The sequence below is a fragment of the Acinetobacter sp. 129952 genome (assembly GCF_056642055.1).
Genome location: NZ_JBWVSU010000005.1, coordinates 223323 through 245287 on the forward strand (window position 1 = coordinate 223323; position 21965 = coordinate 245287).

Genomic DNA, 21965 nt, shown 5'->3' on the forward strand with positions numbered 1-21965 from the left:
AAAGATTAATCTGCATGACGCATTAAAGGTCTTGAGTATAAAGACTTTAGCCATATTCTGCAGGAAATGAATAGTCAACTGTATGCATGAAAGAGCACGCAATAAAAAAGCACCCGAAGGTGCTAGTCGTGAAGCCTTGATTCCTATGCATTAATAGGTAGAGGCTGTGGGCTGGAAACGGACATGACATTTGCCATTGATAGTTTGTTCGCTCATCTTGATCTGTGCAGCAGTCCCGTCTTTTTTGCCTTGACAGGCTTGCAGCATGGCTCGTTGATGTGCCTGATGTTGAGCGAGGCGCTGATCAAACTGTTTAGTCAATTCTGCACGTTTGGCATCCGTCAAGACTTCACCGTGCATCATGCCTCTACGCATATCGGCACGCATCGGACGATGCTCAGCTTTCATGTCGCGATGGCTTTTCATCTCTTTATGATCTGCTTTAAAGACCATCTTGCAGGTGCCGTCTATGGTTTTATCGCCAGTCTTGATTTGAACAGCCGAGCCCACAGCTTTATTGTCGCAGGCCTGTTGAAGCTGTTTGGCAAACTGCATGCGTTCTGCACGCTTTGCCTTAAACTGTTCACGCTGTTCGGGAGTTAGATGCTGTTTTTTGCCTTCATGATGTTTCATCGTATGGGGGTGATCATTATGTTTCATCATATGGGGGTGATCATTGTTTGGGACATTACTGGTGGATTGACAGGCAGTCAACGCACCCATTGATAAAACACTTGCACTGATTAAAGCTATTTTTGTCATGGTTTGCATTGTATTTATCCCCGTCAAGAAGCTGATTCTATGTCAGATAAAGATTAAACAATAAAGATGAAGAAACAATGAAGAGTTTTTTGCTGCGGTGTTCGCTACAATAATGAATATAGAAGAAAAATTGAGATTTCTATTTTGAACATTCGCCGCATTCCCATTGCATTACGTCTATTTTTGACCGTGCTGTTGACCACGCTGGTCATTACCACGGTAAGTCTAGGTGTATTGCATCTGAATATGCAGCGTAATTTCGCCCGTTATGTCGCTGATGTCGAAATGCAGAAGCTGGATTATGTGATTGAAAATCTGGCAGATGTCTATGCAGTCTATCAGGACTGGGGCAATGCGATTCAGGCACAGATCCTCCAGATGGAAGGTGAAGCCGCACCGGATGATTATGACCGTTTGTCACGCTGGTGGTTACGCCGTCAGTATGATATTGCCTTGCAGCAGCGTTATTTTCAGGAACAGACTCTGGCTCAGGTCGCACCCAGTATGGTAGATCCGGCGCTGCCACAACGTCAGGTCAATGAAGAAGAATTACGTGTGCTGGCATCTAATTTGCCTTCACAGTTTCAGCCCTTTGAAGGCTTGAAATTCCCGCTCAGCTCCAATCAGAATCTGTTTAGGGCTGATCGCAAGAATGGGGAACAGCCAGCACAGCAGCCGACCGGCAAGAAACAGTTTATCCAGATGCCGGATCGTCTTGGTCTCAGTTCACGTCTTTCTCTGTATGATGCCAAGCGTCGTTTTGTGGTCGGTGAGGCTTCGGATGAGCAGGTCTCTTATCGCCCAATTATGGTGAATAACCAGATTGTCGGCTATTTGGGCTTAAAACCGGTTCTGGATCAGGATGATGCCTTAAGTATCAATTTCTTTAGTAACCAGAAGCGTTATTTATTTCTGGTTTATGCACTCAGTATTTTGGCAAGTCTGATTGCTTCCCTGTTATTAGCGACTTATTTCAAAAAGCCGATACAACGTCTGCTCAATGGTACGCGTGCCTTGACTCAGGGAAATTATCAATATCAGGTTAAAGTAAACCGGAATGATGAATTAGGTGATTTATCCAATGAATTAAATGCATTGGCGGTAATTCTGGATCAGCATGAAACCTCGCGCCGTCAGTGGGTGGCAGATACCTCGCATGAGTTAAAAACGCCACTAGCAGTCTTACAGGCACAGATTGAAGCGATGCAGGACGGGATTCGTAAACCAACCCCTGAACATTTTGCGTCTATGCTGGCGCAGGTAAACAGCCTGAAAAAACTGACCCAAGATCTGGCCGCATTGGCACAGGTCGATGCCCAGCAATTGCAATTCTATTTCTCGACGGTGAATCCGTGGGAGGTTGTGCAGCAGGAACTCATTAACTTCCAGCCGAACTTTGAACAGGCTGAATTAGTAGTTACTGCAGATGGCGAAGGGACTGATTTAAATCTGGATCTAGATCGTTTTAAACAGATTGTGGCGAACTTGCTGAGTAACAGTATTCGCTATACTGAAGCAGGCGGGCAAGTGCATATTCATACGACACAAGATGATAAAGAATGGACCTTATATATCGATGATAGTCCCTTTGGCCTGACTGATGAACAACTGGCGCGTATTGGCGAGCGTTTCTACCGTGTCGATGATTCGCGTACCCGAGCGACTGGCGGAACCGGACTGGGTTTGGCATTATCATGTAAAATTACGCAGGCGCTGGGCGGCAGCTTAAGCTTTGCACATTCACCACTGGGTGGTTTACGATGCAAGCTGAGCTTTCCTAAACAAATGAAACCATGAAGGGAATAGATTGATGAAACATGTCATGCTGGTTGAAGATGAAATCGAACTTGCACAGTTAGTGCGAGACTATCTGGAAGCTGCTGGTTTTGAGGTCAGTATGTTTCATGATGGGCAGGAAGCATATAACAGTTTTACCCAACGTAAACCGAGCCTGATGATTCTGGACTTGATGGTACCACGTATGGATGGCCTGACCATTTGCCGTAAAGTCCGTGAACAGTCGGATTTACCGATTATTATGGTGACCGCGCGTACTGAAGAAATTGACCGGGTATTGGGTCTGAATATGGGTGCAGATGATTATCTCTGTAAACCGTTTAGCCCGAAGGAACTGGTCGCGCGTGTACAGGCTGTGTTACGTCGTCTGGACCGTAAATCAGAACCGGAAAGCAATGATTTATTCCGCATGGACAAATCACAACAGCGCATCTGGTACCAGCAAAAAGCCTTGAATTTAACGCCAACTGAATTCCGTTTGCTGGAGTTATTCCTAGAACATGTCGGACAGGTATATTCACGTGCGCAATTGCTGGATCATATTAATCCGGACAGTTTTGATGTGGCTGACCGTGTCATTGACAGTCATATCAAGAATTTGCGCCGTAAGATTTCAGATGCGGCTGAAACCGGCAACCGTCATGAGTGGATTCAGGCGGTGTATGGGGTCGGTTACCGTTTTGAATATCCTGAAGACTGATTAAGTTTTTAATGTTTAAGAGAAGCGAATAGGTGAGAACTTATTCGCTTTCTTTATAAAGCATTATTTTTTTGATTTTATGAAAAGAACAGTACACTTGTATAATGCCTCCTGGATCATTTTAGAGGGTTCTGAAACCTATGGTTTGGATGGTTAAGAATTTATTCTGATCGAGGGCGAAAAACTGTTGGCTATCAATATTTTAATTTATTTCAATATAATAATGAATGCAGTCTCTAGTATCCTCACAGATTAAAGGAAATCTTGCCCAATTTTTTAAAATGCCTGTTTGGGTGAAACCTGATTCAATCAGGACGTTTTTTGATCTGGTATGTTCTGCATCACAAAAAGTCTCAATTCTTTCAAGAGTGCTATTATCTTTTAAATAAGTAAGTACAGCTTTTAGTGACTCTTGCATGAACCCTTGTCCTTGAAATTTTTTTCCTAGCCCAAAGTGGATTTCCCCACAATTCTCTTTATTAAAAAACAATACAATTCCCAGAGCCAAATCGGTTTTCTGGTCGCTGACAATCCAGGCAAAATTTTTATCTGGGTCTTCCCAGTTGACCCCACACCAATTTTCCAACATGTTTTTTGTCTGACATATATTTTTATGTGGCATTCTCTGGAGGTATTTGCTCGCTTCCCAGTCTCCGAAATATTCAGTAAAGAGAGAATTTTCATCCCCAGTCTGAAATTTACGTAAATTTAGACGATCAGTTTTTATAGGCGAAGCTAATACTTTGCGAGTTTTCATAGTTATTTAATTTAAAATTCTAGCCTTAGTTTAAAAATATATGATCAGCTTCTTCTAGTACAGCTTAAATGCTCCTAAATAATTTAATTCTTTGCTGATCTACTTTCTTCAATTTTGCCACCACCAGCTTATAAGAATTCAGCACCAAATCTTTAATCAAAGATTCATCCAGATCTTCATCCTCGTAAACTGAAATCCAATGCTGTTTATTCATATGCCAGCCCGTATGAATATAAGGATAAATATCCCGCAGCATTGCACCATGCTCAGGCTCGACTTTTAAATTAATCGCAGCTTTTCCTTGCAAATGAAAAGTCAGCATAAAGACTTTATCCATGACTTTAAATACATCACAACCTTCACCAAAAGGCTGAGTGACAGTGACTTCCGGCAGTTTTAATGCAGTCGATGAAGCAACAATGTGTAGGGTCATAAGTTATGGATAGCTCATCATAAAACTGTGGATAATGCTTAAATTATCCACAGTTTTTATTTTGGATGTGAATAAATTAAGACGAACAACTCACCATCACTTCAGGCACATCACTTGGCAATGGCGCTAAATCTTCAGGCTGTTCCAAATCGGGCTGTTTCAGGTAAGGCTGACTGAGTAATTTAAACAGACGGTCTACTTCAGAAAAATCATCCCGCTCTGCCAGTTCAATGGCTTTCTGTGCCATATGATTCCGCAGAATATAATGCGGATTGGCCAGTTGCATGGCGGCATCCAATTCTTCTATATCCTGGTGTTCACGGATAGATTCATATTGCGCCAAGAATGCTTCAAACTGACGACGGTCTAAGCAATCATCTTTCATGGCTTCATAGTCTTTATTTTGCAACCGGATAAAACTTTGGGTGTAGTCCAGTTGTTCACTCTGTAAAATGCGCAGAAAGGCCATTGCGCAGTCAAAACTGTCTTTATGGAAACTTGGCAAGCCCATTTTCTGGTTTAAACCATGTTTATAATGCTCTAAAAATGTTGGCTCATAGTGCTCCAGACACGCTGCTAAATCCTGTTTCCATTGTTCTTTGTCATAATCTGTAGGGCAGAGCGGCACCAGATTGTTTAACCATTGCCACAAATTCCAGTGTCCGATACTTGGCTGCTGCTGATAGGTATAACGCCCTTGATAATCCGAGTGGTTATTGATCCAGTTCGGACGGAAGCGCTCCATAAAGCCATAAGGACCAAAGTCCAAAGTTGAACCGGTAATATTCAGGTTGTCGGTATTCATCACGCCATGTGCAAAACCGACCAGTTGCCATTTGGCAATCATCACCGCAGTGCGCTGAATAACTTTGGTGGCAAAGCTCAGAATCGGCTGTTCGGCTTGCAGGCATTCTGGATAATGCCATTCGATACATTTCTGGATAAATTCAGCTAGTAGATCTGGCTGATACTGATTGATCCATTCAAAATGGCCGAAACGGATATGACAGTCTGAAGTACGCAACATCATCGCGCCCGGTTCTAGCTTCTCACGCTGAATACCTTGGATTGATGAAGTAAAACCGACCGCATTACTGGATGCTACACCCAAGGCATTTAAGGCATGACCCGCCAGATACTCACGAATGACTGACCGCAGCACGGCACGACCATCGCCCATGCGTGAATATGGCGTTGCACCAGCACCTTTTAGATGTAGGTCAATGGTCTGCTGGTTCTGATCCAGAATCTGAGCAATCAACAACCCACGACCATCTCCCAACTGTCCTGCCCATTGCCCAAACTGATGGCCTGCATAGACCATAGCCAAAGGTTCAAACTCAGCAAAGACTTTCTGACCACTACAAATCTCGACCCATTGCGCCTTGTCTTCATCCGACCATTGTAGTTGTTCTGCCAAAGCGGCATTGAAGTGCCCGGCTTTTGCACCTTTTAACGGCAGCGGAACTTGATGATGATAGAGGCGAGCAGGTAGTGTTTGATAGCGAGAGTTAAAATACATAGCATCAGTACAGGATTGGAATACATGAACTATAACAAAGATAGCTGTATAAAACTGTTGTATAAGCGAGAGTTCACGTTATCTTTCGGACATAAAAAAAGCCCCAATCGGGGCTTTAGTGTTCAACAGCTTTTATTGAGAAACTGCAGATTTTTTCAGATTACGAACCAGTAGATTCAAGGTTTGACGATGATGAGAAAGACGCTGTTCAACCAGCTGGAATTCAACTTTCAGCTTGTCATCCATCTGATGGATTTTTTCAGCCATCGATGCTTTCTTGACCTGAATTTCCTGTTCTTTCAGCTTCGCCCAGTCATTTAAAGTTTGGGTAAATGCATCATATTCCTGTGCGATCTTGGTTTTTACCGCCGAGATATCTTCAGAAACATCATGGCCATATACCGCAAGATCCTGTTCAGCATATTTAAACTTCATTGCCAATTCCGCTTTTTTGATATTAAAGCTAGGAATGCGGCGCAAGTTTTTAGCTAAACCAAGTTTAGAACAAGTCCAGATCAACCATTTAGTTGGATCGTATTGCCACCATTTTACGCCGTTACGGTAATCGTATTGGAAAATGTGGTGATAGTTATGATAACCCTCACCCCAAGTTGCAACCGCGAGTACGAAGTTGTCACGTGCAGTATTTTCGTCGGTATAAGGACGATTTCCCCACATGTGGCAAAGTGAGTTAATGAAGAAGGTTACATGATGGCTCAGGATTAAACGCATTAATCCACCCAACAGCAACACGCCCCAGACATCGCCGACTGCCCAACCAATTGGCAATAAAATCGCAGCATGAACAGCAATCACTAAAGGAACGTAGTATTTGTCCTGGAACATCACCACTTTGTCTTTTAACAGATCTGGCGCATTTTTATAATTGGCTGCACCTGATGGATAATCACGTAACATCCAACCAATATGTGCATACCAGAAGCCTTTATTGATCGAGTACGGGTCTTGATCAACATCATCGACATGACGGTGATGAGTACGGTGACCAGATGCCCAGAATAAAATACTGTTCTGTACAGCAAATGTACCCATAATCATCAAGATGATTTTTAATGGTAAAGTGGCTTCATAAGCACGATGTGCCCACAGGCGATGGTATCCTGCTGTAATGCCGAGGCTGCTTACGCCCAGTAAAACAAACATACTGATCCAAGCGGCAGCGCTAAAATCATGGTGATACGCATACAACGGAATCGCGATCAGGGCTACAATCGGTAAAAATACCAATGCAAACACAGCAATCCAGTTGATGGGGGCTTTGGGTAAGGGAGCATTCATCTCCAACAGCACTCCTAGAACCTCGGAAGGTATAACAAAAAGCAGAAACTACTGTTGGTTTTAACAGCAGCCTATCTTGTCCATATTAGCATGTGCCCTAAGGCATCACTAGCATTATTGTACGGTTGTATTGTACTTGTCGGTAACAGAATAAGTAGGGCAGAAGTGACCATTTTGCGAGCGTAGACAGGCTCTGATTTCCGACTAAGTGACTGAGGATTATCACTCTTTCAGAAAATTGAAACAGAATGAATCAGATGAAAATCGTTGTTCATAATTTCTACAATATTATCAGCAAATTTGCGGAATATAGATGTTGAACAACTTTATTTCACTTTCAAATAAAATCTGATTAAGGACGATTCACGCTTTCCTTATTGTATTATCGACATGAACTGGGTCAAGAAATACCGAGATCAATCAAGGCTAAGAGAGATTATCTAGAGTTGTTGTAGCATCAATTTTGGATAATCGGTAATCAGCCCCTGAATGCCCCAGTCTCGCAGCTGTTTAGCTCGGGTCACATCATTGACCGTCCAGACACTGATATTCAACTCGGCAGCCTGAGTGGCCTGAATCAGGTCTTTACTGGCCAGTTCATCCATCCAGCCAATATGACAGCATCCAAGTTCCAGCGCCTGATCAATGGCCTGATGTTTGACATCGGTTTCAATCAATAAACCGCGTTTTAAACGTGAGTTTTGCTGTTTGAAAGCATCCAGAATTTTGGCATCAAAGCTGGTAATAATAGCTGCCTGCTCATAGCCTTGTAACTGCTGTTCGACTTCAAACGCGATTTTTTCAGCTGCTGCTTCAGATGCTACGCTTTTAATTTCGACTTCAATATGCTCGAAATTTCGAATGACATTTAAGGTTTGATCGAGCAGTGGGGTCGATTCAATTTTATTCCATTCTGACCAGGCCACTGCGTGATTATATTGGGTAAGATCTTGACGGTTACACTCGTATAGATGCTTCTGCAAACCGGTGGTACGCACAAAGTCGTCATCATGCATGATGATTAAGGCATTGTCTTTGAGCTGACGGACATCAAACTCAACGGCGCGAATGCCGATCTCCTGAATATATTGAAAACCGCCCAAGGTATTTTCAGGGGCTTCGCCACGTGCACCACGATGACCAATTATGCGCATAAGATGCTCATGAGTGGGAAAGTTAAGTTCATTTTGCGAGGGCTACGTGACAGAAGAGTGACACTTTCTATTTTCGTCAGATGTTCTGTAAAATCAAGAGACATCTGACGTGTATTTTTAGATAGCAACTTGAAACATAATTTTACTTTTCGATGCTGTCATTGATATTTTTTTGCCACAGCACTTCGGAACCGCCCTCAGCACGTTGCAGGGTACGTGATGCTACAAATAACCAGTCCGATAAACGATTAAGTAGTTGCAGTGACGCTGCCTGAATATTTTGGTCACGGTGATGTACCGACATGACGCTGCGTTCTGCACGACGGCAAACAGCGCGGGCCTGATGGGCAAAGCTACACACCAACGTTCCGGTAGGCAAAATAAAGTCTTTGAGCATTGGTAAGGCCGCATTCATTCGGTCGATATCATTTTCCAAAAACTCAATCGATACCGGTTGCACCAGATTAAAACCCGGAATGCAGACTTCGCCGCCCAGATCAAATAGCCAGTGCTGAATCAGGCTTAAAGATTTATCCCAAGCGGCTTGATCTTTAATAGTGCTTGCTGAAATTTGTGCGCGTAATACGCCAATCACGGCATTCAGTTCGTCGACATCGCCGAGTGCATCAATACGTAAATCATCTTTGGCAACACGTGAGCCATCACCGAGTCCGGTAGTGCCTGAATCGCCTGTGCGCGTGTAAATTTTACTTAAACGGTGGCCCATATGTGTTCCTTGAATTTTTAATGAAGATAATAAAAAAGGATAATGTCGGTCATAACATTATCCATAAACTGCGCTGTTTTAAAGTTTTTTGCTGTTTAGAGCTTAGTATTTAAAAGTGATGCCTGCAGAAGCGAGACGGCCACCGTTCACATAGTACTGGTCGCCAGCGCTATGCACAGTTTTGTATTTCACATCACCGACATTTTCAATGTTAGTAAACAGTTTAACTGTTGGATTAATATTCCAATATGCATTTAAGTCAACACGTGCATAACCTGGAATATCACGACTAAAGTCCTTCGCTTTCGATTTTGCTACCAGTGCAGCACTTAAACCGTAATCGGCATTTTGTAGACCTGTCGATACAGTGAATGACTGACGAGGGCGACGTAATAGCTCTGAATTCTGTTTCGTATCTTCAGTTTTGACATAAGTGTAACCGGCATTAATAAAGAACTGATCTTTTGCCCATTGTGCCGTCAATTCGCCGCCAGTCATCTTGGCTTCATCAATGTTTTGGTTTTGGTAAACAGTAGTTGGAAGCCACTCTTCTCCACAATCAATAATACATTCCGAATTAATTAAATTATCGACTTCCGTATAGAAAGCGGAAGCACCTACTAAAATATTTAATGGAAGTTTTTGATCTATCCCCATTTCATACGAAATGCTTTCTTCAGGCTTCAGTTGATCATTGCCGCCAAAAGCATACATATCATTTAAAGTCGGTGCCTTAAATGCTGAACCAATATTGGTATAAATGCTGGTATTAGGGAGCAGTTGATAACGGATACCACCTTGTGCAACGGTATGTGAGCCAAACTTTTCGTTATCTTCGACACGCACACCCATCTGAGTGCTTAAGCTATTTGTCTGATACTGATGCTGAATATAGTAGCCTGTTGAATTAATATCTTCATCAATAGCCTGGGTTTTTGCATCGGTATTACGCTGGGTAATGCCCAGTAAAACATTTTGTGCTGCTGTGAAATTCCATTTGCCATAGATTTCTGCTTCTTGCGTGGTGCTATGTACAAAGCTGCTTGATGTGACCTGATCTAAGTCATCTTTAAACTGAGATAGACGTGCATTAATTTCAGTGGCTTGTGTTGGGTTAATACGACCTTTTAAGTTTACAATTTTATTTTCAAAATCTTGGCTGGAAAATGCACCCCAATTACTGTATTGGACATTTCCTGAATTTTGACTGTAATCGAGTGATGTTGCATAACGCTCTTTTTCAATACCGAATTTTGCACTATAGCCTTTTTGATCATAACTGTAGTCACGGTTGTCATTGATATTGAATACAGGTGTGCCGTCAGTTTCTAAAACTTGACCGCGAATCTGCGCATACACCCCATTTTCTGCCAAGTCAGCCCCAATAATTGATTTGTAGGTTTGATTCTCACCAATTTCACCTGTTACAAAGGCACTCGTTTTTTCAGGCGTTTTTGTTACAAACTGCACTACACCACCAATTGCGTCTGTACCATAAAGCACAGACGCAGGGCCTTTTAATACTTCAATCTGTTTAAGATCAGTGGTGTCTAAAAAAGGAATAGACGCTGCACCTGTGGTGGCTGTATTTAAACGAACACCATCACGTAGTACTAAAACTTGATTGGAATTGGTACCGCGTAAAAAAATAGAAGTTTGCTGGCCATAACCACCCGATTGCACGACATTAATACTTGGGTCTGTTTTGAGTAAATCTGGTAGTGATTTAAGAGGTGATTGCTCAAGAATTACAGGTTCAATAATCGAAATACGCGCTGGTACATTTTCAATGTTTTCTGCAGAGCGAGTTGCCGTGACCACAATGGTATCTAAAGATGCTTTCGCAACTTTTTGCTCGTTAGCAAAAACAGATGAAGTGGTACCCAACGCAAGTGCGATCGCACCTACCAAGGCAGTAGGTTGACAATGAAGTGACATGTTAAAGCTCCCTACATTCACTTCCCCGTGAATGATTGAGTTATAGAACACAACAAGCAGGTTTCCGGACTTAAATGTGCAAAGCAGCGACTTTGCTGTATATCCACCTTCCCACATCAAGATGCAGTGGTGTAAACCGAAGAGTTTAAATTGATAGACGTTTCATTTTTTACCGTTGCGGGGGCAGTGCTGGATTTACACCAGCTTCCCTAAAGCCTGAAGGCTTGGACTTGCTGCAAAGTGAGCGCAGTATAAAGTTTGTATGCCTTATAAACAATCTGCATCGAGAATAATCCGGATGAACTTTTACGCAAGTCAGAAAAATTGCATTACAATGATTTGCCCCAATCTTACAGATTGTTCAATACATTGGTAGATCTAGAGCCAACATAATATGCGAACCCGTGCCAAAATTTGTGGAATCACCCGAGTTGAAGATGTACATGCCGTAGCCAATGCTGGCTGTGACGCGATAGGATTTGTATTTTATCCACCGAGTCCGCGGCATGTCACTTTAGAGCAGGCTGAAATCCTGATTCAGTCGGTTCCAGCTTATGTACAGGCGGTGGGTTTATTTGTGAATAGTCACGCAGATGAAATCCAGGCGATTTTAAATAAAATACCGCTGGATATTTTACAATTTCATGGCGATGAAACACCTGAACAGTGTCAGGCTATCGCCCAGCAGGTCGGACGCCGTTGGTATAAAGCCATTCAGGTAAAACCTGATCTGGATGCAGTCGCAGAAATTCAAGGTTATCAAGATGCAGGCGCAAGCGCAGTGCTATTAGATGCATGGCATCCTGATCTGAAAGGTGGCACAGGGCACAGCTTCGATTGGGACACATTTCCCAAACTCAATATTCCCTTGATCTTGGCAGGCGGTTTAAATCCTGACAATATTGAACAGGCAATTCTCACCACACAGGCGTATGCCGTCGATGTGAGTGGCGGTGTCGAGTCCGCAAAAGGTATTAAAGACCAACAACTCATAGAACGCTTTATGCAAGGAGTCCATCGTGGATCAGCAAAGTACTAGCCAGAACAGTCAGGCAGTTGACTATACCCAATTCCCGGATGAACGCGGGCATTTCGGTATTCATGGCGGACGTTTTGTGTCAGAAACACTCATGGCGGCTTTAGAAGACTTGGAAAAGCTCTATTTCCGTATGAAAGATGATGCGCAGTTTTTGGCAGAATTTGACCGTGACATGGCGTTTTACGTCGGTCGTCCGAGTCCTTTATATCATGCTGAACGATGGTCGAAAGAGTTGGGTGGCGCACAGATTTACCTGAAACGTGAAGACCTGAACCATACCGGTTCGCACAAAGTAAATAACACAATCGGTCAGGCCTTACTGGCGAAGCTTTCCGGCAAGAAACGTATTATTGCCGAAACAGGTGCAGGCCAGCATGGTGTAGCAACGGCAACAATTGCAGCACGTTTAGGTCTTGAATGTGTAGTATTCATGGGCGCAGACGATGTAAAACGTCAAGCGATGAACGTCTACCGTATGCGTTTATTAGGCGCGACGGTTGTGCCGGTAGAAAGTGGCTCCAAAACATTGAAAGATGCCATGAACGAAGCCATGCGTGACTGGGTGACCAATGTTGATTCAACCTATTATGTGATTGGTACCGTGGCAGGTCCACACCCATATCCGCAGCTGGTTCGTGATTTCCAGTCGATCATCGGTCGTGAAGCACGCCGTCAAATTTTGGAACAGGCTGGCCGTTTACCAGATGCCCTAGTGGCATGTGTCGGTGGTGGATCTAATGCAATGGGCTTGTTCTATCCATTCCTGAATGACCAAGACGTGAAAATGTATGGTGTTGAAGCAGCAGGTCATGGGATTGAATCAGGCAAGCACTCTGCGCCATTGAATGCCGGTCATGTCGGTGTCCTGCATGGTAACCGAACTTACCTGATGTCGGATGCGCAAGGCCAGATCATCGAAACCCATTCAATTTCTGCAGGTCTGGATTATCCGGGTGTGGGTCCGGAACATAGCTTCCTGAAAGATATGGCCCGTGTTAAATACGTACCGATCAATGATCAGGAAGCTTTACAAGGTTTCCGCGACTTGACCAAGATTGAAGGCATTATTCCGGCGTTAGAAAGCGCACATGCTATGGCTTATGTCACTAAACTTGCACCGACCATGGACAAGGATCAAATTATTATTGCGACGGTTTCAGGTCGTGGTGATAAGGACTTGATGACCGTTGCCCGTATTGATGGCGTAGAAATGGTTGAGATGTAAGCTCCTTAAAGTCCTCTCCTTATAGGAGAGGGTTGGATGAGGTTAAATCTCACAAAAGGATAAGTTAAAAAATCGTGCTAATAAAAATTAGCACGATTTTTTATTGAGTAGATTTTGAAAAAACATGCCTGTATGGAATTAAGAAAATTCACCTTGCGCGCGCTCTTTGGCCCATTCGCGTAAAACAAATTTCTGCAATTTACCGGTCGAGGTTTTTGGAATTTCGGTAATCACCACATCCTTAGGCACTTTAAAGCGGGCCAGATGTTCACGGCAAAATTCCATAATTTCTTCTTCAGTGGCCTTGGTGCCTTCTTTGAGCTCAATAAAGGCACAAGGAACTTCCTGCCAGCGTGGATCAGGCTTGGCGACTACCGCTGCAGTCAGCACCGCCGGATGCTGATACAGTACTTCTTCCACTTCAAGCGATGAAATATTTTCCCCGCCGGAAATAATCACATCTTTGGAACGGTCGGTAATTTTTGCATAGCCATCCGGTTGGCATACCGCCAGATCCCCCGTATGGAACCAGCCACCAGCAAAGGCTTCTGCTGTCGCCTCAGGATTTTTCAGATAACCTTTCATCACGATATTGCCACGGAACATGATTTCACCCATGGTCTGACCATCATGTGGCACTTCCTGCATGGTATCCGGATCAAGCACTTTCATGCCATCTTGCAATGGATACGGGACGCCTTGACGGGAGTGCAACTGTGCCTGTTCCTGAATAGACAGATCGCTCCAGCCTGCCTGTGAAGCGCAGAGTGCAGAAGGGCCATAGGTTTCAGTCAAGCCGTAAACATGCGTGACATTAATGCCGATATTGCGCATGCCTTCAATAATTGCTGCTGGAGGTGCGGCACCCGCCACCATCACTTCGACACGATGATCAATTTTGGTCTTTTTCTCTTCAGGTGCGTTAATCAGCATTGACAAGACAATTGGTGCACCGCAGAAGTAATCGACTTTATGTTCGGCAATCAGTTTAAAGATCAGTTCAGCATCGACTTTACGCAAGCAAACGTTGGTTCCGCCATTGGCCGCCATGGTCCAGGCAAAGCACCAGCCATTACAGTGGAACAGCGGAAGTGTCCATAAATAGGTAGCGCGTGGTGTCATGCCACAGGCGATAATATTACTGGCTGCGTTAATGTAGGCACCGCGATGATGATAGACCACGCCTTTCGGATTGCCGGTGGTACCGGAGGTATAACTTAAGCTGATAGCATCCCATTCATCTTGAGGTAAATGCCATTCAAAGTTTGCATCGCCTTGCGCAATCCAGTCTTCATATTCGATTTGGCCAATACGCTGGTCTTCACCTTCAAACTCTGCATCAGCCACATCAATGACATAAATGTCTTGTGAAACTAGAGCGAGTGCTTCAGTCGCAAGTGCAGTAAATTCAGGATCAACCAATAATACTTTGCTTTCGGCATGCTCCAGCATAAAGGCAAGTGTCTTGGCATCCAGGCGGGTATTTAAGGTGTTGAGGACTGCGCCTGCCATCGGCACAGCAAAATGCGCTTCGATCATGGCAGGGACGTTAGGCAGTAGAACAGACACAGTATCATTTTTACCGATGCCTAATTTTTGGAGTTGGTTGGCAAACTGACGACAACGGTTGTATTTTTCACGCCAAGTGATCCGGCGCTTACCGTGAATAATCGCGTTCTGATTTGGATAGATATAAGCTGCACGATCAAGATAGCGTAAAGGCGATAAGGCTACAAAATTCGCGGGGGTACGCGGTAATTCATCATATGCGCTAACCATTGTAAAACTCCGTTCTATATTTATTTTCATATCCTGTTGAAAAGATATGTATTTCTCAGAAATCTTGCATTTATGCTTTAGTCGAGTACGATTTTACAAATTTTAAGTATTTGAATAGTAATAAAAATATTTCACCCTGCTTAAATGTTTTGAACGCATGGGTTCCCAAGTTTGATTTTTTAGGTATTTTACTCTAGTTGAATCATTAAAATAATATGAGCCAGAGAATAATAATGAAAATACAACAGGCGGATAAAATTTGGCGAAATTGGTCAGGGAGCCAGTTCAGTACTGCTCGGATTGTTCAGCCCAGCCAGATCAGTGAATTACAAAGTTTAGTGAAGACCCATGCACACATTCGTGCAGTGGGTGCAGGACATTCCTTTAGCCCCTTGGCCAAGACAGATGAGGTGTTGCTTAATCTCGATCAGTTCAAAGGTGTGGTTGCCTTTGATCAAGAGAAAACACAGTGCACCGTGTACGCCGGTACGCGTTTATATGATTTGGGGAAAGATCTGACACCGATCAATCAGGCCTTAATCAATCAGGGCGATATAGACCAGCAAAGTCTGGCCGGAGCGATTTCGACTGGAACGCATGGCACGGGCATCGATTTACCTTGCATATCCGCTTTCGTGGAAGGCTTTGAATTGCTGACCGCAGATGGCGAGCTGTTGCAATGTCATCGTCAGCAGAATACCGAAATATTTCAGGCTGGACGGGTGGCATTGGGCAGCTTGGGTATATTGACCCAAATCACCCTGCAAAATCGTCCCAGATATAAACTAAAAGAACAGATTCGGCTCTGTTCATTAAAAGACATATTTACTCATATTGATCAATGGAAACATCAGCACCGGCATATTGAATTTTGGGCTTTTTTACATGCCGATCAAGTGATGCTGAAAACTCTGGATGAAACGGATGCAACCATTCAGCCGAGAACAGAGAGCTGGCCTTCGGAAGATGCCTTGCTGACCTTGTGTTCAGAATTGACTCGAAAGTTGCCTGCTACGAATCCTTATCTGCAAAAATTGCTCGGTGTCTTTGTCAAACCGACCTGCTATGTCGATTGGTCGCATCGCATTTTCCCCACCCCGCGTAATACCAAATTTAATGAAATGGAATATCAGATTCCGGTTGATTCAGGCTTGCAGTGTCTGGACGAGATTCTGCATATTTTACGTAAACATCAGGTGCCGATGTTTTTCCCGATCGAGTTCCGTTATGTCAAAGGCGATGAGATCTGGCTGAGTCCTTTTTATCAGCGCGATTCAGTGTCTATTTCTATTCACCAGTTCTATAAACAGGATTACCGCACCATCTTTGATCTGATTGAACCGATTTTACAGAAATATCAGGGACGGCCGCATTGGGGCAAATTGCATAGCATGAGCACCGCTTCGCTGCGCGAACTCTACCCAAAATGGGATGATTTTATGGTGCTACGTCAGCAACTGGATCCGCAGCAAAAATGGCTCAATCCGTACCTAAAGCAACTGTTTTTGTCTGGTAAATGAGGAGAGGGTGATGCAATCGAATTATTTTCAGCAGTTAACACAGGATTTAAAACAGCAGGGCACTGGCACACCGCAACTGATTCTGGATTTGGCGCAATATCGACATAATCTGGAGGTTATGCAGTCGAAATTGCCTGAACAGTTACAACCGCGTCTGGTGGTGAAATCCTTGGCGAGTATTCCGCTACTCAAACTGGCCAGTGAAAAACTAAATACCCAGCGCTTTATGGTTTTTCATCTGCCGCATCTTGCGGAAATTATGGAGGCATTTTCACAAGCGGATATTCTGTTGGGAAAACCGATGCCAATTCAGGCGCTAAAATCTTTTTATCAAACTTTATCTGATCAAAATAAAATCAATGATCAAGGAAGTATTCAATGGCTGATTGATGATGTAGAACATCTGCAACAATATCTTCAGCTCGCACAACGACTCAATATTCGTTTGCATGTAAACATTGAAATTGATGTGGGGCTGCATCGTGGCGGCGTACAAACGCAGCAGCAATTTATAACCTTAATGAAGCTGATTCAGCACAACGCGGCTTATCTCAAACTTTCGGGTCTAATGGGCTATGATGCACATGTCGCCAAACTGCCAAAAATTTTGAAAAGTCCCGACAAAAGTTATCAGCAATCGCAGCAGATGTATCAACAATACAAAACTATTTTGCAGCAGCAATTCCCAGATTTATGGCATGCAGGTCTGTGTTTTAACGGCGGTGGCAGTCCGACCTTTATGCAGCATTGTCAGCACAGTGTCTGTAATGATCTGGCTTTTGGCTCGATGCTGCTCAAGCCAGGCGATTTTGATTTGGCGAATCTGGCTGAACTGCAATGTGCACTCTGGATTGCCGCACCCATTTTAAAAGTTTTGCCTTGTGGCCAGATTCCCGGTCTGGAGCTGATGAATCATCTTCCACATCAATATAAAGCCGTATTTATTTATGGGGGCTATTGGCGAGCGGATTATATCTACCCTGAAAAAAGCCGACCGCATGTGTTGTATGGCCGCAGTAGTAACCAGGAGATGCTACAGGTGCCTATACAGTGCGATATTCATGTCGATGATTATGTGTTTATAAGACCGACACAAAGTGAAGCTATCATCCCGCAATTCGCTCAGCTTTATGCTTATACAGAAGGAAAGTTTCTCCAGTGGCAGACGTTCCGGGAATAACCACATTCTGAAATGAAAAATGAGCCTAAGCCTTTAACGATCAGGCACAGATTTGACGGTAAATCTTATTTTTATTGGGAAAAGGTTTAATCATGCGGCCAAGCCGTGTAAAATTCGAATCGATTTTATTTATCCACCGTTTTTATCTTTTGAGGCTGTGCCTCGATCATAATCTCGCGGTGATATGCTCCATGGTACGGGGCATCACTCCTTAAGGATTTCTTATGCCAATTATCACTTTGCCAAATGGCGATCAAAAACAGTTTGATCACGCCGTATCTGTGATGGACGTTGCACTTAGCATTGGTCCTGGTCTTGCAAAAAATACAGTTGCTGGTCGTGTCAACGATCGTTTGGTTGATGCGTCTGATCTCATCACTGAAGATGCAACACTACAAATTATCACGCCTAAAGACGAAGCCGGTGTCGAGATCATTCGCCATTCTTGCGCGCATTTGGTCGGTCATGCGGTTAAGCAACTGTTCCCAGAAGCAAAGATGGTCATTGGTCCGGTCATTGAGGAAGGTTTCTACTATGACATCTGGATGCCACGTCCGTTTACCTTAGACGACATGGCAGCGATTGAAGAGCGTATGAAAAAGCTCATCGATCAAGACTATGATGTTGTGAAAAAAATGACGCCGCGTGATGAAGTGATTGCTGAATTCACTGCGCGTGGCGAAGAATACAAATTGCGCCTGATCGCAGACATGCCTGAAGAAACACAAATGGGCTTGTACTACCATCAGGATTATTTGGATATGTGCCGTGGTCCGCATGTACCAAATACCAAATTCCTCAAATCGTTCAAGTTGACTAAAATCTCTGGTGCTTACTGGCGCGGTGACGCGAAAAACGAACAGCTACAACGTATTTACGGTACAGCGTGGGCAGACAAAAAACAGCTTGCTGCCTATGTAAAACGTATTGAAGAAGCTGAAAAACGCGATCACCGTAAAATCGGTAAAGCGCTAGACTTGTTCCATATGCAAGAAGAAGCACCCGGTATGGTGTTCTGGCATCCGAACGGCTGGACCATTTACCAGGTTCTTGAACAGTACATGCGTAAAGTTCAGCAAGACAACGGTTATGAAGAAATCCGTACACCGCAAGTGGTTGATTTCACGCTGTGGGAAAAATCAGGACATGCTGCTAACTATGCAGACAACATGTTCACCACGCATTCTGAAAATCGCAACTATGCGGTGAAGCCAATGAACTGTCCTTGTCACGTGCAAGTGTTCAACCAAGGCTTGAAGTCATACCGTGATCTTCCTGTACGTTTGGCAGAGTTTGGTTCATGTCATCGTAACGAACCATCAGGTTCTTTACATGGCATTATGCGTGTGCGTGGCTTTACTCAGGATGACGCGCATATTTTCTGTACCAAAGAACAGATTGGTCCTGAAGTTGCAAACTTTATCAAATTGACACTGGATGTATACAAAGATTTTGGCTTTGAAGAAGTACAAATGAAGTTGTCGACGCGTCCTGAAAAACGTGTGGGTGATGACAAGCTTTGGGATATGGCAGAAAAATCTTTGGCAGATGCTTTAGATGCTGCAGGTCTTGAGTGGGAACTTCAACCAGGCGAAGGCGCATTCTACGGTCCGAAGATTGAATTCTCTCTGAAAGACTGCTTAGGTCGTGTCTGGCAGTGTGGTACCATTCAGTGTGACTTTAACTTGCCAGAACGTTTAGATGCGTCTTATGTCACTGAAGATAATGACCGCGATCAGCCAGTAATGTTACATCGTGCAATTCTTGGCAGTTTCGAGCGTTTTATTGGTATACTGATCGAACACTACGCAGGCTTCATGCCACCTTGGTTGGCACCAATGCAAGCGTGTGTGATGAACATTACCGATTCTCAAGCTGAGGCATGTGAGTCAGTCGTCGCAAAACTTAAAGAAAACGGTATCCGTGCAATTTCTGACTTGAGAAATGAGAAAATCGGCTTTAAGATTCGTGAACGTACATTAGAGCGTATTCCTTACTTACTGGTACTTGGGGACCGTGAAGTAGAGGAAGGTACCGTAAACGTGCGTACCCGCTCAGGAACAAATTTGGGTACTATGTCAATCGATGCTTTCGTTGACCTAGTAAAAGCAGCCGTAGCCGAACGCGGCCGGTACATTGTGGAGTAACAGCGATTAAACAGCCTGACCGTAATCAACAGGGCGGTAACAAATCAAACCGTCCTGCCTTGAATGATGAAATTCGTGCGAAAGAAGTCCGTCTTGTCGACGAAAATGGTGAGCAAAAAGGGATTGTAAGCTTAGCTGACGCCCTACGCGCAGCAGAAAGTGTTGAACTTGATCTTGTTGAGATCGTAGCAAACGCTGAGCCACCAGTATGTAAGATTATGGACTTCAACAAGCATTTGTTTGATCTTAAGCAAAAGCAGAAAGAAGCGAAGAAAAAACAACATCAAGTCCAGGTGAAAGAAATCAAGCTACGCCCGGGTACTGATGTTGGTGATTACAACGTAAAACTACGTGCAATCATCAAGTTCCTTGAAGAAGGTAACAAGGTGAAAATCACGCTTCGTTTCCGTGGTCGTGAAATGGCGCACCAACAGTTGGGTCTAGCTCAATTGCAAAAAATTGAAGCTGACGTGGCTGAATTCGGTACTGTTGAGCAGATGCCGAAAATGGAAGGGCGTCAAATGGGTATGCTACTTGGTCCTAAAAAGAAAAAGTAAGCACTCATTAAGCGAAAAAAGCCCTGCATATGCAGGGCTTTTTTTATTCTTTAAAATTCCAGGCGCTTTGTATGGCGTACATAATCTGTTGAGCTTGCGGGCGGGAAAACATCGACAGCTGAATCCGGAAAAATCCAAGACAAATTTGATTTATTAGACCGGATTGATGCAATTTAAAATCCAAAGTGCCATCACGTTGACTAATCACATGCGCTGGCATGTTATAGAGCCAGCGTTTGAGATGGGCTTTGAGAGAATCATAGCGCGGATTCAGAAAACTATACTGTACGGAATGTCGTTTTAAGCACAGGCTGATGCGGAAACCGGCCAAAGTATAATAAATGGCTTGTGAGGTTATTTTGAGTTTGGTTCCCTGCATAAGCAGCGAAAGACCAAGAAAGCCGCCAATATAAATATAAAAGTCAGGAGACTCCTGCCATAAAAATAATAGTCCTTGGAAAAAACTGGAATTGCTACGCACACTGCTGAAATAAAAAATGCTGAATATTCCGACCGGATAACAAAACAGCAAATATCCCGTAGTGCGCATGATCGGGCTAGCTTGATGAAACAGGATGTTTTCTGGCACATTCATGGTTTATTTTTATGATCAGAAAGCGTATTGCCTTAATGAGCTTAGGTAATCTGTAGCCAAAAAGAAAGGCCCTTTCGGACCTTCCTTTGCGTACTTAATCAAGCTTATTCCACTGATTTTTCATCGTTTGCAATGAGCAGTTTATTGCCAATCGGGATTTGACGTGGCAATTTTTCTTCTGGAATAATGCGCTGCAAGTCGATGATCAACAAACCATTTTCATAGTCTGCCTGTTGTACCTCAATATATTCATCCAGACGTAAAGACAATTTAAATGCACGTCGCGCAATGCCTTTGTGCAGGAATTCAATACTGTCATTGTTTTGATTTTCAGGCTTGCCTAAAATGGTCAGCAACTTATTTTCCAGACGAATGTCGAGTTCTTCCTGACGAAAACCCGCAGTTGCCACCACGATGCGGTAATTATTCTCACCATGCTTTTCGATATTATACGGTGGATAATTCGGTGCATCGCTTTGCATGGCATAGTCAATAAAGTCATTCAGACGATCGAAACCGATGCTACGACGAAATAATGGATGAAGATTTAAGTTACTCATGATTAGAACCTTCTCACTTAAGCAAAGTTATAAAAACAAGAAAATAAGATCTGTCATGTGAGACATCGACAGGGCATAAGATTGACGCAATCCTTATGCAGAAATAAATATGTGTTTGGGGCTGAAATTTTCAAGATCAAAAATAAAAAATTATATAAATTTTTAGGGCGTGTCCTCATTTGAAGAATTGGTTTTAAATACTTAAAATCCTCCTTTGAGTTATTTTTATTTCTATATTTTCAATGGCACGTACTCTTCTTACCGATGATATCTG

19 protein-coding genes and 1 riboswitch are annotated in these 21965 nt (G+C 43.5%); of the genes, 8 read left to right on the top strand and 11 right to left on the bottom strand.

Annotated elements, in window-relative coordinates:
• Nucleotides 1-150: 150 nt before the first annotated feature.
• Nucleotides 151-771, bottom strand: coding sequence for a hypothetical protein (locus tag AC1IR0_RS07900; protein ID WP_409651993.1), 621 nt, complete (start codon nt 769-771; stop codon nt 151-153).
• 135 nt (nt 772-906) lie between these two features.
• On the opposite strand from AC1IR0_RS07900, the gene baeS reads away from it, so the two are divergent.
• Nucleotides 907-2559, top strand: a complete 1653-nt coding sequence (gene baeS / locus AC1IR0_RS07905) for a sensor histidine kinase efflux regulator BaeS (RefSeq protein ID WP_409651996.1) — start codon at nt 907-909, stop codon at nt 2557-2559.
• A 13-nt stretch (nt 2560-2572) separates the two neighbouring features.
• Entirely contained in the window at nt 2573-3259 is a 687-nt protein-coding gene (locus AC1IR0_RS07910) for a response regulator (protein WP_004278304.1), read from the top strand.
• Nucleotides 3260-3461: 202 nt separating this feature from the next.
• On the opposite strand, the gene AC1IR0_RS07915 is transcribed toward AC1IR0_RS07910, so the two are convergent.
• From AC1IR0_RS07915 to AC1IR0_RS07945, 7 genes are all read right to left on the bottom strand, one after another.
• Entirely contained in the window at nt 3462-4016 is a 555-nt protein-coding gene (locus tag AC1IR0_RS07915) for a GNAT family N-acetyltransferase (RefSeq protein ID WP_479741264.1), read from the bottom strand.
• Between the two features lie 64 nt (nt 4017-4080).
• Nucleotides 4081-4449, bottom strand: a complete 369-nt coding sequence (locus AC1IR0_RS07920) for an MmcQ/YjbR family DNA-binding protein (RefSeq protein WP_213687660.1) — start codon at nt 4447-4449, stop codon at nt 4081-4083.
• A 76-nt stretch (nt 4450-4525) separates the two neighbouring features.
• Nucleotides 4526-5971 (bottom strand): protein adenylyltransferase SelO, encoded by a 1446-nt coding sequence (locus AC1IR0_RS07925; protein WP_409652001.1) that lies wholly within the window; start codon nt 5969-5971, stop codon nt 4526-4528.
• Between the two features lie 132 nt (nt 5972-6103).
• A complete protein-coding gene (locus AC1IR0_RS07930) occupies nt 6104-7270 on the bottom strand; it encodes an acyl-CoA desaturase (protein WP_004647507.1) in 1167 nt (388 codons plus the stop codon).
• A 440-nt stretch (nt 7271-7710) separates the two neighbouring features.
• Nucleotides 7711-8424, bottom strand: coding sequence for a glycerophosphodiester phosphodiesterase (locus tag AC1IR0_RS07935; RefSeq protein WP_004278300.1), 714 nt, complete (start codon nt 8422-8424; stop codon nt 7711-7713).
• Nucleotides 8425-8566: 142 nt separating this feature from the next.
• Nucleotides 8567-9151, bottom strand: a complete 585-nt coding sequence (locus AC1IR0_RS07940; RefSeq protein WP_005246023.1) for a cob(I)yrinic acid a,c-diamide adenosyltransferase — start codon at nt 9149-9151, stop codon at nt 8567-8569.
• 102 nt (nt 9152-9253) lie between these two features.
• The gene (locus tag AC1IR0_RS07945) at nt 9254-11089 is read right to left on the bottom strand and encodes a TonB-dependent receptor plug domain-containing protein (protein ID WP_409665326.1); all 1836 of its coding nucleotides are present in this window, start codon (nt 11087-11089) and stop codon (nt 9254-9256) included.
• A gap of 38 nt (nt 11090-11127) precedes the next feature.
• Nucleotides 11128-11338: riboswitch (cobalamin riboswitch) on the bottom strand.
• 145 nt (nt 11339-11483) lie between these two features.
• On the opposite strand from AC1IR0_RS07945, the gene AC1IR0_RS07950 reads away from it, so the two are divergent.
• Complete coding sequence (locus AC1IR0_RS07950) at nt 11484-12128, top strand: phosphoribosylanthranilate isomerase (RefSeq protein WP_005103301.1); 645 nt, start codon at nt 11484-11486, stop codon at nt 12126-12128.
• The gene (gene trpB / locus AC1IR0_RS07955) at nt 12109-13353 is read left to right on the top strand and encodes a tryptophan synthase subunit beta (RefSeq protein ID WP_005261881.1); all 1245 of its coding nucleotides are present in this window, start codon (nt 12109-12111) and stop codon (nt 13351-13353) included. Before AC1IR0_RS07950 ends, trpB begins: the two co-directional genes overlap by 20 nt.
• Before the next feature lie 138 nt (nt 13354-13491).
• Here trpB and AC1IR0_RS07960 read toward each other — a convergent pair whose 3' ends face one another.
• A complete protein-coding gene (locus AC1IR0_RS07960) occupies nt 13492-15132 on the bottom strand; it encodes an acyl-CoA synthetase (RefSeq protein ID WP_364484564.1) in 1641 nt (546 codons plus the stop codon).
• Nucleotides 15133-15365: 233 nt separating this feature from the next.
• Here AC1IR0_RS07960 and AC1IR0_RS07965 point away from each other — a divergent pair, with 233 nt between their 5' ends.
• The 4 genes from AC1IR0_RS07965 (at nt 15366) to infC (ending at nt 20536) form a co-directional block, all read left to right on the top strand.
• Nucleotides 15366-16652, top strand: coding sequence for a D-arabinono-1,4-lactone oxidase (locus tag AC1IR0_RS07965; protein WP_364484561.1), 1287 nt, complete (start codon nt 15366-15368; stop codon nt 16650-16652).
• A gap of 10 nt (nt 16653-16662) precedes the next feature.
• Nucleotides 16663-17832: an alanine racemase gene (locus tag AC1IR0_RS07970; protein ID WP_409652014.1), complete on the top strand. Its 1170-nt coding sequence runs from the start codon at nt 16663-16665 to the stop codon at nt 17830-17832.
• Between the two features lie 224 nt (nt 17833-18056).
• Nucleotides 18057-19979, top strand: coding sequence for a threonine--tRNA ligase (gene thrS, locus AC1IR0_RS07975; RefSeq protein WP_005107823.1), 1923 nt, complete (start codon nt 18057-18059; stop codon nt 19977-19979).
• A 5-nt stretch (nt 19980-19984) separates the two neighbouring features.
• The gene (gene infC, locus AC1IR0_RS07980; protein ID WP_071850398.1) at nt 19985-20536 is read left to right on the top strand and encodes a translation initiation factor IF-3; all 552 of its coding nucleotides are present in this window, start codon (nt 19985-19987) and stop codon (nt 20534-20536) included.
• 43 nt (nt 20537-20579) lie between these two features.
• Here infC and AC1IR0_RS07985 read toward each other — a convergent pair whose 3' ends face one another.
• Complete coding sequence (locus AC1IR0_RS07985; protein WP_409666886.1) at nt 20580-21131, bottom strand: hypothetical protein; 552 nt, start codon at nt 21129-21131, stop codon at nt 20580-20582.
• Between the two features lie 104 nt (nt 21132-21235).
• On the bottom strand, nt 21236-21691 hold the full coding sequence (locus AC1IR0_RS07990) for an Hsp20 family protein (RefSeq protein ID WP_004647520.1): 456 nt from the start codon (nt 21689-21691) through the stop codon (nt 21236-21238).
• Nucleotides 21692-21965: the final 274 nt, after the last annotated feature.

Excerpts from the sequence above, each read along its gene's own strand:
- AC1IR0_RS07910 (WP_004278304.1), top strand. The coding sequence starts at position 2,573 with ATGAAACATGTCATGCTGGTTGAAGATGAAATCGAACTTGCACAGTTA.
- AC1IR0_RS07930 (WP_004647507.1), bottom strand. The coding sequence starts at position 7,270 with ATGAATGCTCCCTTACCCAAAGCCCCCATCAACTGGATTGCTGTGTTT.
- AC1IR0_RS07935 (WP_004278300.1), bottom strand. The coding sequence starts at position 8,424 with ATGCGCATAATTGGTCATCGTGGTGCACGTGGCGAAGCCCCTGAAAAT.
- AC1IR0_RS07965 (WP_364484561.1), top strand. The coding sequence starts at position 15,366 with ATGAAAATACAACAGGCGGATAAAATTTGGCGAAATTGGTCAGGGAGC.
- AC1IR0_RS07945 (WP_409665326.1), bottom strand. The coding sequence starts at position 11,089 with ATGTCACTTCATTGTCAACCTACTGCCTTGGTAGGTGCGATCGCACTT.
- AC1IR0_RS07925 (WP_409652001.1), bottom strand. The coding sequence starts at position 5,971 with ATGTATTTTAACTCTCGCTATCAAACACTACCTGCTCGCCTCTATCAT.
- AC1IR0_RS07950 (WP_005103301.1), top strand. The coding sequence starts at position 11,484 with ATGCGAACCCGTGCCAAAATTTGTGGAATCACCCGAGTTGAAGATGTA.
- AC1IR0_RS07920 (WP_213687660.1), bottom strand. The coding sequence starts at position 4,449 with ATGACCCTACACATTGTTGCTTCATCGACTGCATTAAAACTGCCGGAA.
- AC1IR0_RS07985 (WP_409666886.1), bottom strand. The coding sequence starts at position 21,131 with ATGAATGTGCCAGAAAACATCCTGTTTCATCAAGCTAGCCCGATCATG.
- AC1IR0_RS07970 (WP_409652014.1), top strand. The coding sequence starts at position 16,663 with ATGCAATCGAATTATTTTCAGCAGTTAACACAGGATTTAAAACAGCAG.
- thrS (WP_005107823.1), top strand. The coding sequence starts at position 18,057 with ATGCCAATTATCACTTTGCCAAATGGCGATCAAAAACAGTTTGATCAC.
- AC1IR0_RS07915 (WP_479741264.1), bottom strand. The coding sequence starts at position 4,016 with ATGAAAACTCGCAAAGTATTAGCTTCGCCTATAAAAACTGATCGTCTA.
- AC1IR0_RS07900 (WP_409651993.1), bottom strand. The coding sequence starts at position 771 with ATGCAAACCATGACAAAAATAGCTTTAATCAGTGCAAGTGTTTTATCA.
- AC1IR0_RS07940 (WP_005246023.1), bottom strand. The coding sequence starts at position 9,151 with ATGGGCCACCGTTTAAGTAAAATTTACACGCGCACAGGCGATTCAGGC.
- AC1IR0_RS07960 (WP_364484564.1), bottom strand. The coding sequence starts at position 15,132 with ATGGTTAGCGCATATGATGAATTACCGCGTACCCCCGCGAATTTTGTA.
- AC1IR0_RS07990 (WP_004647520.1), bottom strand. The coding sequence starts at position 21,691 with ATGAGTAACTTAAATCTTCATCCATTATTTCGTCGTAGCATCGGTTTC.